Origin of the sequence: Kribbella italica, assembly GCF_014205135.1 — a bacterium.
Classification (GTDB): domain Bacteria; phylum Actinomycetota; class Actinomycetes; order Propionibacteriales; family Kribbellaceae; genus Kribbella; species Kribbella italica.
This window is the reverse complement of the sequence record NZ_JACHMY010000001.1, coordinates 5,557,929-5,575,927: the sequence shown is the minus strand read 5'-3', so window position 1 is coordinate 5,575,927 and position 17,999 is coordinate 5,557,929. Positions and strand designations below refer to the sequence as shown.

The window sequence follows — 17,999 nt, the reverse complement described above, 5'->3', positions numbered from 1 at the left end:
AGGATTGTCGTAAGACTCGTACCTGCCCGCCGCCCGATGAGTGCAAGCGGAACTGCGGCCCGCGAAAGCCGCCCCCGCCGGTGTGCGACCCCGAGTGCCAGCGCAAGAAGCAAGAGGAAGAAGACCGCCGCAAGACAGAGAAGGCCCTCGAGGACCAGGAAGATCGCGCCCAAACCATCCCGGTCATTCCGCCAGGCAGCCCTGGCTGCAGCGCCGCCAACCCAAGCCTCTGCCCAAGTCAACCCACCCGCCCAGCTGACCAAAACGGCGGCTACGTAGACCGCACCACCCAAACCGGCGGCTCCGCCGACCTCACCTACCAAAACGCCGTCACCACCCTCGGCTCCACCATCGGCAGCGTCACCCAAACCGGCTCGCTCGGCTCACTCATGACCACCAGCATGAACCTGCCCATGATCTGCAGGTGCGGTGGCGGATCGCTTGTGCCCTCCTACGCGGGAGGCGGCGGAAACATCGGCCTGGGCCTACCACCAGGAACCATGGGCGGCGGTTTCGCAGGCGCCGTCGGCGTCGTGGTTGTCGCCGGTACAGGTGTCCTTCTGATCAAAGATCTCAGCGACGAGACCTCCGACAACCCCTACGTCCGCGCCCTCACCGGCTCCGGAGCAGCCCAACCACCAGACGACGAGGACGACTGTCGCGAGGACCCAGCTTCCTGCACTCCGGAGATCAAGCCCGGTGCCGCGAATGGTGAGACATCCGGTAAAGCGTTCCCGCCCAGCGTGCGGAAGAAGGCATTGGAGGAGAATCCGGATACCTGTGTCTATTGTCGAATGTTGACAGGAAAGCCGCAGGTTGACCATTCGATACCGAAGTCGCGCGGAGGAGATGCCACGCTGCCGAATGCGCAGACGACATGCCCGCACTGTAATGCTTCGAAGCGGGACCGGAACACTCCGGTCAATCCTCCGCCCGGGTATACTGGCGCTTGGCCGCCGTCATGGTGGCCGATTTTTCGGTAGAGCGAATTCTTTGGGAATGTGATTGAGTATGTCTTCGAAGTATGTACTGCACGCCAATCCGATTTGGAGGGAGCGCGCAAACTTCATTATCAATGCGCCCATTGTGACGGACGGCGAGATCGACGGGCGATTCGAGCAACTCTGGGTCAATCAGGAAGGTGATTCCTTCGAGTTGTGTTGCATCCCGTTCTTCATCTACGATCTTGCTCTTGGAGACTTGGTGTCGGTGTCCACTGCACCGAACGGCGCTCACGAGTTTGCCGGAGTGATCAGGCCGTCCGGACGATATCTCTTTCGGGTTTGGTTTGGCGACGTAGAGACCTCCGCTCGGGAAACCCTTACGAGAAGTATCCAGCGACTGCCGGTTCTTGTGGAATGGCACTCCAATAATCTGCTGGCGATAGATGTGGAGCATTCAATATCGGCGCAGGAGCTCGCTGACCTCCTCTCCGTTGAGGAGCAGGCGGGGCGACTCGTGTATGAGACGGGAGCTCAGTAAGTAGTTGCTGTGGGAGAAACCAATTTGGTCGCCAGCATCTAAGTCACGTTAGTTCTCTGCGCTGAAGTCACTCGACATCACCAACAAGAGTCTGTTTTGGGTGTCGCAGGCGCTGATGACCGCGCCGGGCAACTGAGCACCATCGACTACGGCTCCGGCCGGCTCCGGACCGTCGGCTACGACGCCTACGGCCGGATGAACGCCGATACGTTGAAGGCCGGCCAGAGCGTCGTGTCTTCGATGACGTACGGCTACGACGCCGACAACAACATCACCAGCAAGAAGACCACCGGCGTCGCCGGTGCCGCCGACAACACCTACGCCTACGACCAGCTCGGCCGCCTCACGTCCTGGACCGCCGGGACCAAGACCACCGAGTACGGCTGGGACGCAGCCAGCAACCGGACGAAGGCCGGTACCAAGCTCGCGACGTACGACGAACGCAACCGTCTCCTCAACGATGGCACGTCCGACTACACCTACTCGGCGCGCGGCAGCTTGTTGTCGAAGAAGGCCGGCGCGACCACGGAGGCGTTCACCTTCGACGCCTTCGACCGGATGATCAAGAGCTCGGACCGAGACTTCACCTACGACGCCCTCGACCGACCGGTCGCGGCCGGGACCGCCCGGATGCGGTACGCCGGGTTCAGCGACGAGGTCGTCACCGACGGCACCCAGTCCTTCGGCCGCAGCGCCAGCGACGGGCTGCTCTCCGTCGGCTACGAAGCCACCAAGCGCCTGGTCCTCGCAGACCGCCACGGTGACATCATCGGCGGCTTCGACCCCACCGACACCACGCTGGCTGCCGGGTTGCCGGATTCCCGCACCTACGACCCGTTCGGCAACTCCACTGCCGCGACAGGGTTGAAGTATCGCGTTGGTTACCAGGGTGACTGGACCGATCCTCGTAGTGGTGATGTGAACCAGGGCGCCCGCTGGTACAACCCCGAGTCCGGCACCTTCAACTCCCGAGACACCATCAGCCACGCGGCCGGCTCGGCCTCGTCCCTGCCCAACCTGTACGCCTACGCCGCCGGCAACCCGACAACCTTGAATGACCCGACCGGGAACAAACCATTCGATCCCGACGGTGGCCAGTTCGACCCGCACTGCGAGCTCATGAACATCGGCGACGGGGACTTCTTGTGGTGTTCCGGATGGGACTACACCCCACCGCCGCCCCCGCCGGGTGAGTGTGTGAAGAAGTGCGACAAACCAAAGCCCACCTGCAAGACCAACAAGAAGCTCTGCCCGCCACCGGTCAAGGATTGCCGCAAGACCCGCACCTGCCCGCCGCCCGAGGAATGCAAGCGGAACTGCGGCCCGAATAAGCCACCACCACCGATCTGTGACGCCGAGTGCAAGCGAAAGAAGGAAGAAGCAGAGAAGCGCCGGCGCACAGAGGAGGCTCGCAACCGGCAGGAGGACCGCGCGCAGACGGTCCCGGTGGTCCCTCCCGGTACCCCGTCATGCAGCGCCGCCAACCCAAGCCTGTGCCCCAGCAACCCCACCCGCCCAGCCGACCAGAACGGCGGCTACGTAGACCGCACCACCCAAACCGGCGGCTCTGCCGACCTCGCCTACCAAAACGCCGTCACCACCCTCGGCTCGACCATCGGCAACGTCACCCAAACCGGCTCCCTCGGCTCCGTGATGGCCAACGGGCTGATGCTGCCCGGGAAGAACAGTCCCTGCGAACTCGGCGGTTGCGGAGGCGCACCAGGTTTCGGTGCGCCGATCGGTGTCGGAACTGCATCAACTGGTATTGCGCTGGGAGGACTCGGGTTTGCACTGTTAGGTCTTGCGAAGAACCTCACAGTGCTCAACCTCTTCGAGATGGGTGGCGGTGGGACCGCTCAACCACCGAATGACGACGACCCCGCCTACGGTGGCGGCCGAGATATAGATGAATGGAGTGCTGCCAGAGGTGGAGGCGACGGTCCGGACCACGTGGTGCTCGGAAAATCGCAGGGACTACCGGAGCGAGCTGCGCAGATTGGCGGCCGTCACCTCATGAACTATCCATCCGGTGAATGGCAGACTCAGGTTGTGAAAGCGATTAACAATCCCAACACGAAGATCAGTGTAGCGCTTGACGATGTGAATGGATCATCTGCGTATTCGAAAGTGATGAGCTCTGTTCAAAAATACTCCTCAGGTGCGAACAATCGAACCCCTTTTGACTGGGAAATGACACAACTCAAGGAGTCGGGTAGACTTTCTGATGTGGATTTCTATTTGAATGGAGCGAAGGTTGCAAACCCGTTCAAGTAAGCCTGAGGTCGTTGTCGAATACCCTGATCGCTTGTTTCACGTAGAGACTCTCAAGGGAGGGATGAATCGGCTTCTTCTTCGGTCGCTGCCTGGGCGCGGCGGTCCGAAGCGAGTCGAGATCCTCTTCATGAACGTGCAGTACATGCAGTGTGGCTTGATATTTCAGGGTCTTGTGATTCACGATGTCGGCGTGGCGCAGGGTGAGTCTATTCCACCATGGCAAACAGATAAATTTGTGAAGCTGGGGCGATACGAACTCCATTCTGGAGGGGGTGACGGCCTTGTATTTGCATCTGGTGTCTTCTTCAAGGAAGAAGACGTTGCGGGAGATGCTCCGAGTTCATTCTTCATGATGGACTGAGGCCCCGTTGGTTCTTTGGGGACAGGTGGATTTCTTTGGGCTACGGTGAACGGGTGGCCGCAATGAAACGTCAGCGGTAACTCGGAGCGTGGGATCCGCCAAAGCGGCAGCACTAACGCGTCCGAGCTAGCTGCCTTGCCTCCTGTGGCACGGGTGCAGGGGCTCGTACCTCGCTTGTCGGTGCACCTCCGCCTCGCTAGTCGTCAGTCCGCGTGCCAGAGCGCTCTCGGCTGGTGGCTCGTACTTGAGTGCGTCAGCGCGCACCGAAGCGGGCCAGCGCGCACCCTGAACGGTGGGCGGGAGTGCCGCGTAGCGCGCGACGCAGGAGCGGGCGTAGTCGGCGGGTGGGAAGGAGGCATCTAACCTGAAGACATGTCTCAAAGCGCAGCTCAGGCGGCCGCCTTCTTTGCGGATGTGGCACGGACGCGGACGGTATGGACCATACGTGATGCTGGCGGCTTCCCGGCGCCGCTGGATTCTGACGGCAACCGGGCCGCGCCATTTTGGTCTAGCGAGGCGCGTGCGCGTCGCGTGATAAAGAAAGTGGAAGCATATAGAGGTTTCGAGATTCAGGCGATCGAGCTTGATGTATGGCGCGAGAGATGGTTACCCGGTTTGGCCCGGGATGGTTTCCAGGTCGGTGTGAATTGGTCAGGTGAGCGTGCGACCGGCTTCCATATATCGATCCAGCAGACGCATTGGAAAATCTGGCGCAAGTGGTGGCGGCCGACGAGCGGGAGTTTTAGCAATTTGGTCAAGCGGGAGGTGCAGAAGTGACCCTCGAGGAGGTTCTTGAGAGCTGCGTTCGCCGCTACGGCGAACCTCGGTCCCTGCATGGCGCAGGTACGCCTCGCTTGGCCTGTTTCGTGGAGTTTGCGCCGAACGACATTCCGAGTGGACACGACCTTCCGGCCGAGATGAAGAACCTGTGGAGTGTCTGCGCATCGGCTCAGTTGCTCGTCGATGTCGATCACGGGCAGTGGGGCCTGTCGCTGTTGGACTTCGAGAGCAGCCTGGATCGAACCCGCCAGGAGTTCACTGCCCGCCCAGCTGATCTCATGGCGCGAGATCTGGTCATAGGCTCGTTCTTGGGTGACTTGGAGCTGCTGATCTACTCCCCGTCCGGCGAGACCGGTGGGCAAGTGCTGGTGAGCCTGCCGCTGGACGAGCGCTCTGAGTGGTACATGGCCGGCGACAGCTTGGAAGGCTTTCTCGCGACCTTCGTGGATTCCCAGGGCAGGAAGTTCTGGGAGTAGGCAGGCTCGCAGACATCCAGAATCGCCACCTGGGCGGGGCCGAGTGGCTTTGGGGGTGGCGGCCGCGGAGCAGGCGGGTAGCGCTCGGCGCGGGGAGAGCCGCAAGTCCTCGCGATGCGGCTCGGCGGTAGCCGCATCGCACGCGGCGGTGGCTATCGCGACGCCAGCTCAGGTTTACTCGGGTAGCACGCGTTGCGCGGTAGGCGCAGTCGCGGGGACACGCCGTACTCGCGCGCGGCAGCGCCAAGCCTGGCGGTAGCCCGCACTTCAGCGCGGTAGCGCGCAACTGAAGCGCGCCAGCGCGCACCCTCAACTGGGTGGGCGGGAGCGCCGCGTAGCACGCGACGTAGGAGCGGGCGTAGTCGGCGCGTGGGATGAAAGCACTAGCCTGACCACATGACGGCGAACGGGCAGGTGGCGATTCTCGGCGCGGGTGTGATGGGGGAGACCTTGTTGTCCGGGCTCTTGCGGGCCGGGCGGCGGCCCGGGGAACTGCTGATCACCGAGCGGCGGGCCGAGCGGGCGGACGAGCTGCGGGAGCGGTACGGCGTCGACGTGGTGACCAACATCGAGGCCGCCGCGAAGGCGGACACGTTGGTGTTGGTGGTGAAGCCGCAGGACATGCCCGAGTTGCTCAAGGAGATCGCGCCGGCGGTGCGGGCCGAGCAGACGGTGGTGTCGCTGGCGGCGGGGATCACGACCGGGTTCATCGAGTCGCGGCTGCCTGAGGGTGTTGCTGTGGTCCGGGTGATGCCGAACACGCCTGCTCTCGTGGACGAGGGGATGGCGGCGATCTCGCGCGGGGCGCACTGCGACGAGAGCCACCTGGTGCTGGCCGAGGGGCTGCTGGCGGCGACGGGCAAGGTCGTTCGGGTGCCGGAGAAGCAGCAGGACGCGGTGACCGCGATCAGCGGGTCCGGTCCGGCGTACATCTTCTTCGTGGTCGAGTCGATGATCGAGGCCGGCGTCCACATGGGACTTCCCCGCAGTACGGCGACCGAGCTGGTCGTGCAGACCGTGGTCGGGTCGGCGAAGCTGCTGCGGGAAACCGGTGAGCACCCGACCGTCCTGCGTGAGCGCGTCACCTCACCGGGCGGTACGACGGCCGCCGCCGTCCGCGAGCTGGAGGACCACAAGGTCCGCGCCGCGTTCCTGTCCGCGATCGAAGCGGCACGGAACAGATCGAGAGATCTCGCCGCGGAGTAACGCTGCACGCCTGGTCACCGTTAGTGTTGTCGTCGCGGTTTCCTGCCACTTCAAGGATGAGACGACTATGGTCCCGGCCATGAACAACCATTCGGTGGACCCGGCCGCCACGGCTTCGGCCGCCGGACGGGTGCCCAGGCTGCCCGCGCTGCCGTGGCGGGTCCCGCTGGACCCGGCGCCCTGGTGGGCGTGGGCGCTGTTCGTGCTGCCCTTCGTCGCGGTCCCGGTGCTCAACTCGTGGCTGTGGATGGGCGCCCGCGACTTCCTCGCGGTCGGCCTGTTCACGCTGATCGGCGCGTCCGTCGTCCGGGTCGCGGGCGGGGTCGTGCTCTACAAGGTCGAGATCACCCAGGCCGCGCTGAAGGCGCGGACCAGCCTGCTCGTGCGCAGGCTGGCGTGGCAGGACGTCGACAAGGTCGAGGTCGTCGACGGTTCGGTCGTGCTCAGCTCGGGCCGCGACGAGAACGAGATCAACGGCATCACCGCGGGCCGCACCGATGAGGTGGCCCAGACCATCGAGGCGGCCCGTGAAGCCGCCGCCGACCAGCCCGTACGCCGGTCCCGCCCGCGCCCCGGCCTCGGCGTACTGCTCGTGCTGCTCTACCTGGTCCTTTCGGTCGGCGCGTTCCTGATCCGCTGGCACATCATCTGACCTCCCCCACCCGTTCACGCCGCCGGGCTAGTCTCGACAGCACGGATAGCGAACGGGAAGGTGCACGATGCTGGGACTGCCCGCGCAGGTGACGGTCTGCCTGTTCGACCTCGACGGGGTGCTGACCGACACCGCGGCCGTGCACCAGGCGGCGTGGAAGGAGATGTTCGACGCCTTCCTCACCGACCGCGGCGGTGCTCCGTTCACGTCCGACGACTACGAGGAGTACGTCGACGGCAAGCCGCGGACCGACGGCGTCCGTGACTTCCTGGCGAGCCGCGACATCACGCTGCCCGAGGGCGATCCGGACGACCCCCAAGACGCCAAGACGATCAACGGCCTCGGCAACCGCAAGAACGACGCGGTCCAGCGCCGGATCCGCACCGACGGCGTCCGCGTCTTCGAGGGCTCCCGCCGCTACCTCCAGGCCGCGCAGCAGGCCGGGCTCCGCCGCGCGGTCGTCTCGTCGAGCGCGAACACCCAAGAGGTCCTCGAGGTCACCGGCCTCGCCCAGTACGTCGAACTGCGCGTCGACGGCGTCACCATCCGCACCGACCACCTCCGCGGCAAACCCGCCCCCGACACCTTCCTGACCGCCGCGAAACAGTTCGGTGCCGACCCGTCCCAGGCGGTCGTCTTCGAGGACGCACTGGCCGGCGTCGAGGCCGGGAAGGCCGGCGGATTCGGGTACGTCGTCGGCGTCGACCGGGTCGGCCAGGCCGATGCCCTGAGCAAGCACGGCGCGAGCGTCGTCGTCCAGGACCTTGCCGAGCTGCTGGACGGAGACGACCAGTGACCGAGCGCGCCGCCGAGCACCCGATCGAGCCCTGGGCACTGCGCGAGACCGGGCTGGACCTCGACCGGATGGCCCAGGCCGAGTCGCTGTTCGCGCTCTCCAACGGACACATCGGCCTGCGCGGCAACTTCGACGAGGGCGAGCCGTTCGCGATCCCCGGCACCTACCTGAACTCCTTCTACGAGCGCCGCCCACTCCCGTACGCCGAAGCCGGCTACGGCTACCCCGAGTCCGGCCAGACCCTCGTCGACGTCACCAACGGCAAGCTGATCCGGCTGCTCGTCGACGACTCGCCGTTCGACGTCCGGTACGGCGACCTGCACAGCCACGAGCGCGTGCTCGACTTCCGCGAAGGGATCCTGCAGCGCGACGTCGACTGGACGTCGCCGGCCGGGAAGCGGGTCAAGATCCGCTCACGCCGGCTGGTCTCGCTGACCCAGCGTGCGATCGTCGCGATCGAGTACGTCGTCGAGGCCGTCGACCAGCCGACCCGGATCGTGGTCCAGTCCGAACTGGTCGCGAACGAGTCCCAGCCGCGGCTGTCCGCCGACCCGCGCGTCGCGGCGGTGCTGGAGAACCCGCTCGAGCCGGTCTCGCAGCACGGGGACGCCGAGGACGTCGTACTCGTTCACCGCACGCGACAGAGCGAGCAGCTGATGGCGTCGGGGATGACGCACGAGGTCGACACCCCGACGCGGTTCAAGGTCGATCTCGACATCCGCGAGGACTGGGCCCGCAACACCGTGATCTGCGAGCTGCAGCCTGGCGAGAAGCTGCGCGTGGTCAAGTACGTCGCCTACGGCTGGTCGAGCCTGCGGTCGGAGACGGCGATCGCCGACCAGGTCGCGGCCGCGCTGGCCGGCGCGCAGTTCACCGGCTGGAACGGGTTGGTGAAGCAGCAGAAGGAGTTCCTGGACGACTTCTGGGACGCCGCCGACGTGGAGGTGCACGGCCACGCGGAGCTGCAGCAGGCGGTCCGGTTCGCGCTGTTCCACGTGTTGCAGGCCGGTGCCCGGGCCGAGCGGCGGGCGATCCCGTCGAAGGGCCTGACCGGCGCGGGCTACGACGGGCACACGTTCTGGGACACCGAGGGTTTCGTGCTGCCGGTCCTGACGTACACGATGCCGGACGCCGCGGCCGACGCGCTGCGCTGGCGGCACTCGATCCTGGACCAGGCGAAGGAGCGGGCCGGCGTACTCGGACTGAAGGGCGCGGCGTTCCCGTGGCGGACGATCCGCGGGCAGGAGTGCTCGGGGTACTGGCCGGCCGGTACGGCGGCGTTCCACCTGAACGCCGACATCGCCGAGGCGGTCACCCGCTACTACTGCGCGACCCTCGACGAGCAGTTCATGACCGACGTCGGGGTCGAGCTGCTGGTGGAGACCGCCCGGCTGTGGATCTCGCTCGGCCACCACGACCGCGACGGCCGCTGGCACCTGCCCGGCGTCACCGGCCCGGACGAGTACAGCGCTGTTGCCGACGACAACGTGTTCACCAACCTGATGGCGGCCAAGAACCTGCGCGCCGCGGCGACGTTCGCGGCGAAGTACCCGGCCAAGGCCCGCGACCTGGAGGTCGACTCCGAGGAGGAGGCCGCGTGGCGGGACGCGGCCGGCGCGGTCTACGTCCCGTACGACGAGAAGCTCGGCGTGCACCCGCAGTCCGAGGGCTTCACCGGGTACGCCGAGTGGGACTTCGAGGCGTACCGGGACAAGTACCCGCTGATGCTGCACGCGCCGTACTTCGAGCTGTACCGCAAGCAGGTGATCAAGCAGGCCGACCTGATGCTGGCGACGTACTGGTGCGGTGAGCAGTTCACGGCCGAGCAGAAGGCGCGCGACTTCGACTACTACGAGCGGCTGACGGTCCGGGACTCGTCGCTGTCGGCGTGCGTCCAGGCGGTCGCAGCGGCCGAGGTCGGGCATCTCGACCTGGCGTACGACTACGCGTACGAGGCGGCACTGATCGACCTGCTCGACTTGCACCACAACAGCGGCGACGGGCTGCACATGGCGTCGCTGGCCGGTGCGTGGATGGCGCTGGTCGCGGGCTTCGGCGGTCTGCGGGAGCGCGAGGGCAAGCTGAGCTTCGATCCGGCGCTGCCGGACGGGCTCGACGGGCTGGTCTTCCGGGTCCGCTGGCGTGGGGTCAGGCTGCGGGTCGAAGTTCAGCACCACCAGGTCACGTACGCCGTCCACGACGGTCCCGGTGCGCAGATCACCTTCCTGCACGTGGGGGAGGAGGTCCGGGTGACCGACGACCAGCCGGTGACGAAGGCGCTGACGAAGCGCAAGCCGCTGCTGCCCCGGCCGCCGCAGCCGGTCGGTCGCGAGCCGATGTCCGCTGTCACCAAGCACCCGAGGGAGAAGCACCTCGCGGGCGAGGCCTGAAATCGGGCCCTTCTTGTGCCAGCGGTCAGGCTCTGAGCGTCGCCACGACCGGCCAGTGGTCGCTCGGAAGTCGGCCACCTGGTCGGTGCTGCGCGACGGACGCGTCGACCACGTGCAGCCGCTTGACCAGGATGTGGTCGATGCGTTCGCCGGCCTCGCCGGTGAAGTCGTGGAACGTCCCGCCTGCGTCAGGGGGCAGCGCATCGGTCCACCCCGTGGCGGTGAGCACCTTCAGCGGCGGGGAAGCGGGCTCGGCGTTGAGGTCGCCCATCAGGACCCACGGTCGATCGAGAGTCGCCCACTGGTCGAGCAGGCGGGACGACTCGACTCGGGCCGTGTCTCCCAAGTGGTCGTAGTGGGTGTTGATCACCCCGACTCGCCGTCCGTCGACGTGCTTGAGGTCGACGAGCGTAGCGATCCGGGTCAGGTCCGCGTCCCATCCGACCGAGCCCGGTACGTCGGGCCGCGGCGACAGCCAGCGGGTCTTGAAGGACTCGACCGACCAGTCACCTGGCCGGACCATCACCACCGAGTGCTCACCGGCCGACACCCCGTCGTCCCGTCCGGCGCCGACGATCTCCCAGCCGCTGAAGCGTTCCCGCAGGTAGGCGAGCTGGTCCGGCAGCACCTCCTGCAACCCGATGACGTCGGCCGCCAGTTCCTCGATCGCCGCGACCGTCGCCTCCCGGCGCACGGGCCAGGAGTCGTCGCCGTCCGGCGCCGAGGAGTTCCGGATGTTGAAGGTCGCCACCCGCAGCTGCACACTCACCCCTCGATCCAACCACCTGCGGAGGGCGGGCGGCCCTGCCCCCACCCCCTCCGCGGGGTTCGCGCCCCAGCGCGGGGAGGGCGGGCGGGCCCGGCCTGCCCCGCGCACGCACCACCCTCCCAGGAGCCTCCGCTTCAAACCACGGCTGCCACCCGCCCGGTGCCCAGGCCCATCGCGGTGCTTGCCGACAGCAACAACGGTGCGCTCGCCTCGATCGCCCGGTCCCGCCCGGCGATCAGCATCGCGTCGACGGTCGCCGGATCCGACGCCAGTACGGCGTACCGGCGCTGCAGCGGCTCGATCACACTCAGCACCGCGTCGGCGACGTCCGTCTTCAGGTCGCCGTAGCCTTGGTAGCCCTTGGCCAGCTCTTCCGGGTCCCCGTCGGTGCAGGCGGCAAGGATCTCCAGCAGGTTCGTCACGCCCGGCTTGCCCGACGGGTCGTAGCGGACGACGTTCTCGGAATCCGTCTTCGCCTTCATCACCTGCCGGCGGATCACGTCCGGCGGGTCGAGCAGCCGGATCGTGCCGATCGCGTCGTCCACGTCGGACTTGCTCATCTTGGCCGTCGGCGTCTGCAGGTCCTTGATCCGGGTCGCGAACGCCGCCTTCGCCAGCTCCGGGACGACGAACGTCTCGCCGTACTCGCGGTTGAACCGGATCGCCACGTCACGGGCCAGCTCGACGTGCTGGTCCTGGTCGTCACCGACCGGGACCCGGTCGGTTCCGTAGAGCAAGATGTCGGCGGCCATCAGGCACGGATAGGTGAACAAGGACACCCGGGTCATCGGTTTGTCGCGGCCCTTCTCCTTGTACTGGATCATCCGCGACAGCTCCCCGACGTACGAGGTGCACTCGAGCAGGTACCCGAGCTGCACGTGCGCCGGCACCTCCGACTGCACGAACACCGTGCCCTCGGGCGATCCGGCCGCGAGCATCAGCGTCGCGGTCTCCCGGGTGAGCTCGGCCAGCCGTCGCGGGACGTGCCGCATGGTCATCGCGTGCAGGTTCGCGACGAAGTAGAACCCGTTCGGGTCCGTGAAGCGGCGCAGCGCGCCCAGGTGGTTGCCCAGGGTCAGCCGGCCGGTCGGCATGATGCCGGAAACGGAAGTCATCTTGTGTTCGTCCTCTTCTGTCGGGGCGAGACCACACCCCTCCGAGGGCAAACAAGAGAGGCCGCCTCGGCGAGGCGGCCTCTGGATGCGTGTGAACGCTGCGGGTCCGCCGTCAGGCGGCCCACCACTGCTGCAAGGTCAGCTGGTTCACCCGCACAGCATAGATCAGGCGAACATCTCGGCCAACAGTTCCGGGCCGATGACGATCGGCTCGGGCCGGTAGCCGGGCGGCTCGGTGCCCATCAGCTCACGGACCAGGAAGTCCCAGCAGCGCCCGCGGACGTAGGCCAGGCAGTCGATGAACGTGTGTTCGGCCCCCGGTACGACGAGCAGCTCGAAGTCCTTGTTCGCCGCGATCAGCCGGTCGGCCAGCCGGAGCGTGTGGGCCGGGTGCACCTGGTCGTCCAGCTCGCCGTGGACGAGCAGGAGCTTCCCCTCCAGCCGGTCCGCGCGCTGGACGTTCGACGAGCGCGTCCAGGCCCCGGGGTCGTCCGCGCCGTCGTACGCCTCGGTGAATCCCGCGTTGAAGAAGTGCGGTTCGTGCGAGCCGGACAGCGCGACGCCGACCTTGTACGTCGCCGGGTGGTCGAGCATCGCCCGCGCCGCCGCGAACCCGCCACCGGAGTGGCCGAACGCGCCCACCCGGTCGAGGTCCATCCACGGCCGGGTCGCCGCGAGCTGCTGCAGGGCGGCAACGTGGTCGTCCAGCGAGCCCGCGTCGCCCAGGTGTCCGTACGACGCGTCGTGGAACGCCTTGCTCCGGCCAGGAGTACCGCGCCCGTCCAGTGCGACGACCACGAATCCCAGCGCTGCAAGGGGTTCCGCGTCGAGGCCCATGCCACCGGGGTCGAAGCACGGCGCGACCCGCGTGACCTGCGGCCCGGGGTAGAGCGTGTCCACGATCGGGTAGCGCTGGTCCGACTCGAACCCGTGCGGCCGGTACAGCACGCCGTACAGGTCCGTCTCGCCGTCGGCGGCCTTCACGCGGAACCGCTCCGGCGCCGTCCAGCCGGTCGCGACGAGCTTGCCAAGGTCGGCGCGCTCGAGCTCGACCAGCACGCGGCCGTGCCAGTCGCGGACGCTGGTTACCGGCACGGTCTCGACCGTGGAGGCGGCGTCGACGAAGTACTGCTGGTTCTCCGAGACCGTGACGACGTGGTCCAGGTCGTCGTCGGTGACCTTGGCGAAGCCGGTGCCGTCCAGACCGACCCGGCAGACCGTACGCCGGTACGGGTCCTCGGCGACCAGGCCGGACGCGGTGAAGTACACGACCCGCTCGGTCTCGTCGACGTGCAGGATCTGGCGCACGGCCCACTCGCCCGTGGTGACCTGGCCGAGGAGCTCGCCGGTGTGGACGTCGTACCGGTAGAGGTGGCCCCAGCCGTCGCGCTGCGAGTACCAGAGGACCTCGTCGGCGCTGGTGTGGACGATCGGCGCTTCGGTCATGAACTGGTTGGGCTCGACGCGGGTGTCGCCGGACTCGGTGATCACCGTGGTGACCTCGCCGGTGGTCGGGTCGAGGCGGTGCAACGTCAGGGTGCGCAGGTCGCGCGGCCGGCTGAGGTAGTAGACGGCCGAGCCGTCCGGAGCCCACCACGCCCACTGGGCGGTGACCGGCGACATCACCGGCGTCTGCAGCGGGTCGGCCTGGGCGCGGACGACGTTGCCGTCAGCAACGTTCAGGACGACCAGCTCGGCCAGTGGCAGGTGCTCGTCGCCGGCGTACGGGAAGCGTTGGGTGTGGACGGCCGGAGCACTGCCGTCGTCAGGCCGGGCCTCCACGAGGTGGGTCAGGCGGACGTTGCGCTCGTCGGTCCGGTGGGTGAGGACCTTCGTCGAGTCGGGCGACCAGGCGACCGCGGGCGGCAGGTACGGGATGCCGAGCTTGCGCAGCAGCGTCGGGTTCGCGGTGGAGGACGGGCCGGCGCCGTACTGGTAGTCGGCCTCGCCGTCCGTGGTCAGGGCCCACTCGCTGCCGGCCGAGACCGCCCACAGGTCGTGGCCCCGGCGGGAGACGGCGACCTTGCCGTCGGGCGACGGTCCGTCGAGCGGGTTGGCGGACGGGCTGCCCGGCGCGGTGGGCGCCGGCGGCTCGGTGATGGTCTCGCGGGTCCCCGCGGCCGGGTCGACCAGGACGAGCCGGTGCTCGGAGCCGGTGTTCACGGCGTACCAGAACCGGGTTCCGCCGTCGATCCACTGCGGCCGGACCTTGTCGCCGACCACGAGTTCGCCGGGGCGGGCCGGGCGGCGGAGCAACTGCTCCGCCGCTTGGTAGTCCTGCGTGCTGGTCATGGGGTGGAGGAGTCCTTCGTTTCAGAGGCTGTGGGCGGTGATGTCGCCCTGGACGGTGGTGGCCTTGACGGTCAGGTCGGTCTCGCCGCTGTTCTTCAGCGAGTTCTGGACCCGGCCGACGGTGGTGCCGGCGTCCAGGGCGGCCGAGGCCGCGGAGCCGACCGAGATGTTGCCGGCCTGGGTGGCCAGGACGACGGTGCCGCAGACGGCCTCGTCGATCTTCAGGTCGCCCTGCAGCGTGGTGATCTCGCCGGAGCCGTTCAGGCGTCCGATCGAGACGTTGCCGGCCTTGGTGGCGATGCGGACGCTCGCGGCCTCGTCGACCTTGATCTCGCCCTGCGCCGCCTCGAAGGCGACCTCGCCGAACTGGCCGACCGCGCGGAACTCGGCGCCGGCCGCCTTGGCCTCGACCTGCGAACCGGTCGGCAGCTGGACGGTCACCTCGATCGAGCCGGAGTTGCCGAGGATCTGGTGCTTGGTGGCGGTGACGATCCGCAGGACGCCGTCGGCGTACTCGACGGTGGTCTGCTCGGCGACCTTCACGTCGCGGCTCTTCGAGGCGTCGGCCGGGCGGACCTCGACGGTGGTGTCGGTGCGGTCGGCGGCGATGAACTGGATCCGGCCGGCCGGGATGTCGAGGACGGCGGTGATCGGGGCGGTGGTGCCGAACTTCTGCATGATGGTTTCCCTTGCTCGTCGTGGCGTTTCTGATAGGTGAAACGCTACGTTGCGTTCATGATTCGCGCAACAAGAATCATGCTGCCTTTGGGTATCTATGCAGGCCACAGTCGTGTTTTCGTTGCGTCGAGCTAGAATCTAACGCAACGGTCCACCTGTTGTTCGTTGCGTTGGCCCGGAAGTGAACGCTCCGGCGGGCGTGTTCGCGGGGCCGGGGCTAAGGTTTTGGGCATGAGTGGTGAGGCGATGCTGGTGTTCGACGAGGAGCTGACGGCGTACGACTTCGGGCACGGGCATCCGATGAGTCCGGTGCGGGTCGACCTGACCGTGAAGCTGGCCCGGGCCCTCGGCGTGCTGGACCAGTTGAAGGTGGTCTCCGCACCGACCGCCTCCGACGAGCTGCTGCAGACCGTGCACACGGCTGAGTACATCGCCGCGGTGAAGCGTGCCGGGCAGGATCCCGACGTACCGGATCTGCGGCACGGCCTCGGGACCGACGACACCTACTGCTTCCCGGGCATGCACGACGCCTCGGCCCACGTCGTCGGCGCGTCCGTCGAGGCCGCTCGCGCGGTCTGGGAGGGCGAGGTCCTGCACGCCGCGAACATCGCCGGCGGGCTGCACCACGCGATGCGCGCGCAGGCCAGCGGCTTCTGTGTCTACAACGACCCCGCGGTCGCGATCCAGTGGCTGCTCGACCACGGCGCCGAGCGCGTGGCGTACGTCGACGTCGACGTGCACCACGGCGATGGCGTCCAGGCGGTCTTCTACGACGACCCGCGCGTCCTCACCGTCAGCCTGCACGAGTCACCGACCACGCTCTTCCCGGGCACCGGTACGGCGGGCGAGACCGGCGGGCCGGGTGCGGAGGGGAGCGCGGTCAACATCCCGCTGCCGCCGGGGACGGGTGACACCGGCTGGCTGCGGGCGTTCCACGCGATCGTCCCGGACGTGGTGAAGGCCTTCCGCCCCGACGTCCTGGTGACCCAGCACGGCTGCGACTCCCACGTCGAGGACCCGCTCGCGCACCTGACCAAGACCGTCGACGGCCAGCGTGCGGCGTACGCGGCTCTGCACGACCTGGCGCACGAGGTGTGCGAGGGCAAGTGGATCGCGACCGGAGGCGGTGGCTACGCGATCATCGAGGTCGTGCCGCGCGCCTGGACGCACCTGCTGGCGATCGTCGCGGGCCGGCCGATCGAGCCGACGACAGCGGTGCCGGAGTCGTGGCGCGAGGAGGTCAAGATCCGGTACGCGCGCGTCGCGCCGTCGCGGATGACCGACGGCAACGACGGCTCGTACGAGCCCTGGTCGAGCGGGTACAACCCCGACACGTGGCTCGACCGGTCGATCAAGGCGACCCGGGACGTCTCGTTCCCGCTGCTCGGGCTCGACCCGACGTACTGACCTTCGCTGAGTCGAGCGTTGGAACGAGCCTGGGACGAGCTTGGGATCGAGTCACACCAGACACCCTCTTTCCCATTCGTACCATCAGCCACTACGCTCGGTTCATGCACGGGCGGAGGTGCCGGAGGGGAAGCCGGCGCACGATCCGTGCTGGAAGTGCGGTGCGTTATGGCATCAAAGAAGTCCGGTGGTGAGCAGCCGCTCGCCGAGGTGAAGTTCCTGACCGTGGCTGAAGTCGCCACGGCCATGCGCGTGTCCAAGATGACGGTGTACCGGTTGGTGCACTCCGGCGAGCTGCCCGCGGTGCGGGTGGGTCGGTCGTTCCGGGTGTCGGAGGACGCGGTGCACGACTACCTCAAAGGCGCCTTCTTCCAGGCCGGATAACTACGAGAAGCACAGCGGCCGGAATCCTGACCGGACCGGCCGCTGCGCCTTGCCCTCAGCGCTTCAGTAGGTTCCTGATCACCTCGGTGATCTCCTGGGGCGACTCCTCGGCCATGAAGTGCCCGCTGGCCGTCGTACCGTGCACGAGATCCGGCGCCCAAGCGCGCCACCTCGCGGCCGCGTCGAAGCCCAGCGCGCTGCCCCAGTCCTGCTGCACCACGGACACCGGCATCGTCAGCTTCCGCCCGGCCTTCAGGTCTGCCTCGTCGTGCCGTACGTCGATGCCCGCGCTCGCCCGGTAGTCGGCGACGATCGACGGCACCGCCGCCCGGCAGGCCTCCAAGTACGCCGTCCGCACCTCCGCCGGAATCGCCGCGGGATCCTTCACCCACAGATCCAGGAAGTACCCGAAGAACGCGTCCGAGCTGGCCGCGATCATCGTCTCCGCCAACCCCGGTGGCTGAGCCATCAGGTACAGGTGGAACCCCACGGCGGCTGACGTTCCCTGCATCACCGACCACATGTCCAGCGTCGGCAACACATCGAGACTCGCCAGGTGCGTGATCGTGTCCGGATGATCCATCGCCGCCCGAAACGCCACCAGCGCACCGCGGTCGTGCCCCACCAGCGCAAACCGCTCGAACCCCAGCGCCTTGGCCACCGCAACGGTGTCAGCAGCCATCGTCCGCTTCGAGTACGTGTCCTCGCCGGCCTCCACCGGCTTGTCGCTGTCGCCGTACCCCCGCAGATCCGGACAGATCACCGTGTGGTCCTGCGCCAGTTCCACTGCCACGTGCCGCCACATCAGGTGCGTCTGGGGAAACCCGTGCAACAACACGATCGGCTCCCCGGTCCCACCCACCGCCACGTTCAGCGCCACTCCGTCAGCCACGACCACCCGCTGATCCTCGAACCCTGCAATCCCGCTCATCACGCT

The 17,999-nt window shown here is 67.5% G+C and carries 17 protein-coding genes; 12 read left to right on the top strand and 5 right to left on the bottom strand.

Translation table 11 applies throughout. The features are described from left to right. The first annotated feature begins 80 nt into the window (after positions 1–80). From HDA39_RS43825 to HDA39_RS25900, 10 genes are all read left to right on the top strand, one after another. Positions 81–983 carry an HNH endonuclease gene (locus HDA39_RS43825; protein ID WP_184799317.1) on the top strand — a complete coding sequence of 301 codons (903 nt, stop codon included), beginning with the start codon at positions 81–83 and terminating at the stop codon, positions 981–983. Positions 984–1,011: 28 nt separating this feature from the next. Then, a complete protein-coding gene (locus HDA39_RS25940; RefSeq protein WP_184799315.1) occupies positions 1,012–1,482 on the top strand; it encodes a DUF4265 domain-containing protein in 471 nt (156 codons plus the stop codon). Positions 1,483–1,578: 96 nt separating this feature from the next. Next, complete coding sequence (locus HDA39_RS25935; RefSeq protein ID WP_184799313.1) at positions 1,579–3,756, top strand: RHS repeat domain-containing protein; 2,178 nt, start codon at positions 1,579–1,581, stop codon at positions 3,754–3,756. A 127-nt stretch (positions 3,757–3,883) separates the two neighbouring features. Next, positions 3,884–4,117: a hypothetical protein gene (locus HDA39_RS25930; protein ID WP_184799311.1), complete on the top strand. Its 234-nt coding sequence runs from the start codon at positions 3,884–3,886 to the stop codon at positions 4,115–4,117. 372 nt (positions 4,118–4,489) lie between these two features. Next, entirely contained in the window at positions 4,490–4,894 is a 405-nt protein-coding gene (locus HDA39_RS25925; protein ID WP_184799309.1) for a DUF2750 domain-containing protein, read from the top strand. Beyond that, positions 4,891–5,373 carry a hypothetical protein gene (locus HDA39_RS25920; protein ID WP_184799307.1) on the top strand — a complete coding sequence of 161 codons (483 nt, stop codon included), beginning with the start codon at positions 4,891–4,893 and terminating at the stop codon, positions 5,371–5,373. Before HDA39_RS25925 ends, HDA39_RS25920 begins: the two co-directional genes overlap by 4 nt. Positions 5,374–5,769: 396 nt before the next feature. Then, positions 5,770–6,579 (top strand): pyrroline-5-carboxylate reductase, encoded by an 810-nt coding sequence (gene proC / locus HDA39_RS25915; protein ID WP_184799305.1) that lies wholly within the window; start codon positions 5,770–5,772, stop codon positions 6,577–6,579. Positions 6,580–6,658: 79 nt separating this feature from the next. Next, positions 6,659–7,231 carry a hypothetical protein gene (locus HDA39_RS25910; protein ID WP_238356147.1) on the top strand — a complete coding sequence of 191 codons (573 nt, stop codon included), beginning with the start codon at positions 6,659–6,661 and terminating at the stop codon, positions 7,229–7,231. Between the two features lie 67 nt (positions 7,232–7,298). Next, positions 7,299–8,027: an HAD family hydrolase gene (locus HDA39_RS25905; protein WP_184799301.1), complete on the top strand. Its 729-nt coding sequence runs from the start codon at positions 7,299–7,301 to the stop codon at positions 8,025–8,027. Then, positions 8,024–10,417 (top strand): glycoside hydrolase family 65 protein, encoded by a 2,394-nt coding sequence (locus HDA39_RS25900; RefSeq protein ID WP_184799299.1) that lies wholly within the window; start codon positions 8,024–8,026, stop codon positions 10,415–10,417. The genes HDA39_RS25905 and HDA39_RS25900 overlap by 4 nt, the downstream gene beginning before the upstream one ends. 25 nt (positions 10,418–10,442) lie before the next feature. Here the strand turns inward: HDA39_RS25900 and HDA39_RS25895 are convergent, their stop codons facing one another. From HDA39_RS25895 to HDA39_RS25880, 4 genes are all read right to left on the bottom strand, one after another. Beyond that, entirely contained in the window at positions 10,443–11,186 is a 744-nt protein-coding gene (locus HDA39_RS25895) for an endonuclease/exonuclease/phosphatase family protein (protein ID WP_184799297.1), read from the bottom strand. Positions 11,187–11,320: 134 nt separating this feature from the next. Then, positions 11,321–12,301, bottom strand: a complete 981-nt coding sequence (gene trpS, locus HDA39_RS25890; protein WP_184799295.1) for a tryptophan--tRNA ligase — start codon at positions 12,299–12,301, stop codon at positions 11,321–11,323. Between the two features lie 165 nt (positions 12,302–12,466). Further along, the gene (locus HDA39_RS25885) at positions 12,467–14,593 is read right to left on the bottom strand and encodes a S9 family peptidase (protein ID WP_184799293.1); all 2,127 of its coding nucleotides are present in this window, start codon (positions 14,591–14,593) and stop codon (positions 12,467–12,469) included. A 21-nt stretch (positions 14,594–14,614) separates the two neighbouring features. Next, positions 14,615–15,271 (bottom strand): DUF4097 family beta strand repeat-containing protein, encoded by a 657-nt coding sequence (locus HDA39_RS25880; protein WP_184799291.1) that lies wholly within the window; start codon positions 15,269–15,271, stop codon positions 14,615–14,617. 231 nt (positions 15,272–15,502) lie between these two features. Here HDA39_RS25880 and HDA39_RS25875 point away from each other — a divergent pair, with 231 nt between their 5' ends. Then, positions 15,503–16,678 carry an acetoin utilization protein AcuC gene (locus tag HDA39_RS25875; RefSeq protein WP_184799290.1) on the top strand — a complete coding sequence of 392 codons (1,176 nt, stop codon included), beginning with the start codon at positions 15,503–15,505 and terminating at the stop codon, positions 16,676–16,678. 168 nt (positions 16,679–16,846) lie between these two features. Beyond that, the gene (locus HDA39_RS25870) at positions 16,847–17,062 is read left to right on the top strand and encodes a helix-turn-helix domain-containing protein (protein ID WP_012923942.1); all 216 of its coding nucleotides are present in this window, start codon (positions 16,847–16,849) and stop codon (positions 17,060–17,062) included. A gap of 55 nt (positions 17,063–17,117) precedes the next feature. Here HDA39_RS25870 and HDA39_RS25865 read toward each other — a convergent pair whose 3' ends face one another. Continuing rightward, positions 17,118–17,993 carry an alpha/beta fold hydrolase gene (locus HDA39_RS25865; protein ID WP_202893125.1) on the bottom strand — a complete coding sequence of 292 codons (876 nt, stop codon included), beginning with the start codon at positions 17,991–17,993 and terminating at the stop codon, positions 17,118–17,120. Positions 17,994–17,999: the final 6 nt, after the last annotated feature.

Bases quoted from the DNA above. Each gene is read 5' to 3' on its own strand.
- HDA39_RS25940 (WP_184799315.1), top strand. From the start codon at position 1,012: ATGTCTTCGAAGTATGTACTGCACGCCAATCCGATTTGGAGGGAGCGC.
- HDA39_RS25930 (WP_184799311.1), top strand. From the start codon at position 3,884: ATGAACGTGCAGTACATGCAGTGTGGCTTGATATTTCAGGGTCTTGTG.
- HDA39_RS25925 (WP_184799309.1), top strand. From the start codon at position 4,490: ATGTCTCAAAGCGCAGCTCAGGCGGCCGCCTTCTTTGCGGATGTGGCA.
- proC (WP_184799305.1), top strand. From the start codon at position 5,770: ATGACGGCGAACGGGCAGGTGGCGATTCTCGGCGCGGGTGTGATGGGG.
- HDA39_RS25910 (WP_238356147.1), top strand. From the start codon at position 6,659: ATGAACAACCATTCGGTGGACCCGGCCGCCACGGCTTCGGCCGCCGGA.
- HDA39_RS25905 (WP_184799301.1), top strand. From the start codon at position 7,299: ATGCTGGGACTGCCCGCGCAGGTGACGGTCTGCCTGTTCGACCTCGAC.
- trpS (WP_184799295.1), bottom strand. From the start codon at position 12,301: ATGACTTCCGTTTCCGGCATCATGCCGACCGGCCGGCTGACCCTGGGC.
- HDA39_RS25885 (WP_184799293.1), bottom strand. From the start codon at position 14,593: ATGACCAGCACGCAGGACTACCAAGCGGCGGAGCAGTTGCTCCGCCGC.
- HDA39_RS25880 (WP_184799291.1), bottom strand. From the start codon at position 15,271: ATGCAGAAGTTCGGCACCACCGCCCCGATCACCGCCGTCCTCGACATC.
- HDA39_RS25875 (WP_184799290.1), top strand. From the start codon at position 15,503: ATGAGTGGTGAGGCGATGCTGGTGTTCGACGAGGAGCTGACGGCGTAC.
- HDA39_RS25870 (WP_012923942.1), top strand. From the start codon at position 16,847: ATGGCATCAAAGAAGTCCGGTGGTGAGCAGCCGCTCGCCGAGGTGAAG.
- HDA39_RS25865 (WP_202893125.1), bottom strand. From the start codon at position 17,993: ATGAGCGGGATTGCAGGGTTCGAGGATCAGCGGGTGGTCGTGGCTGAC.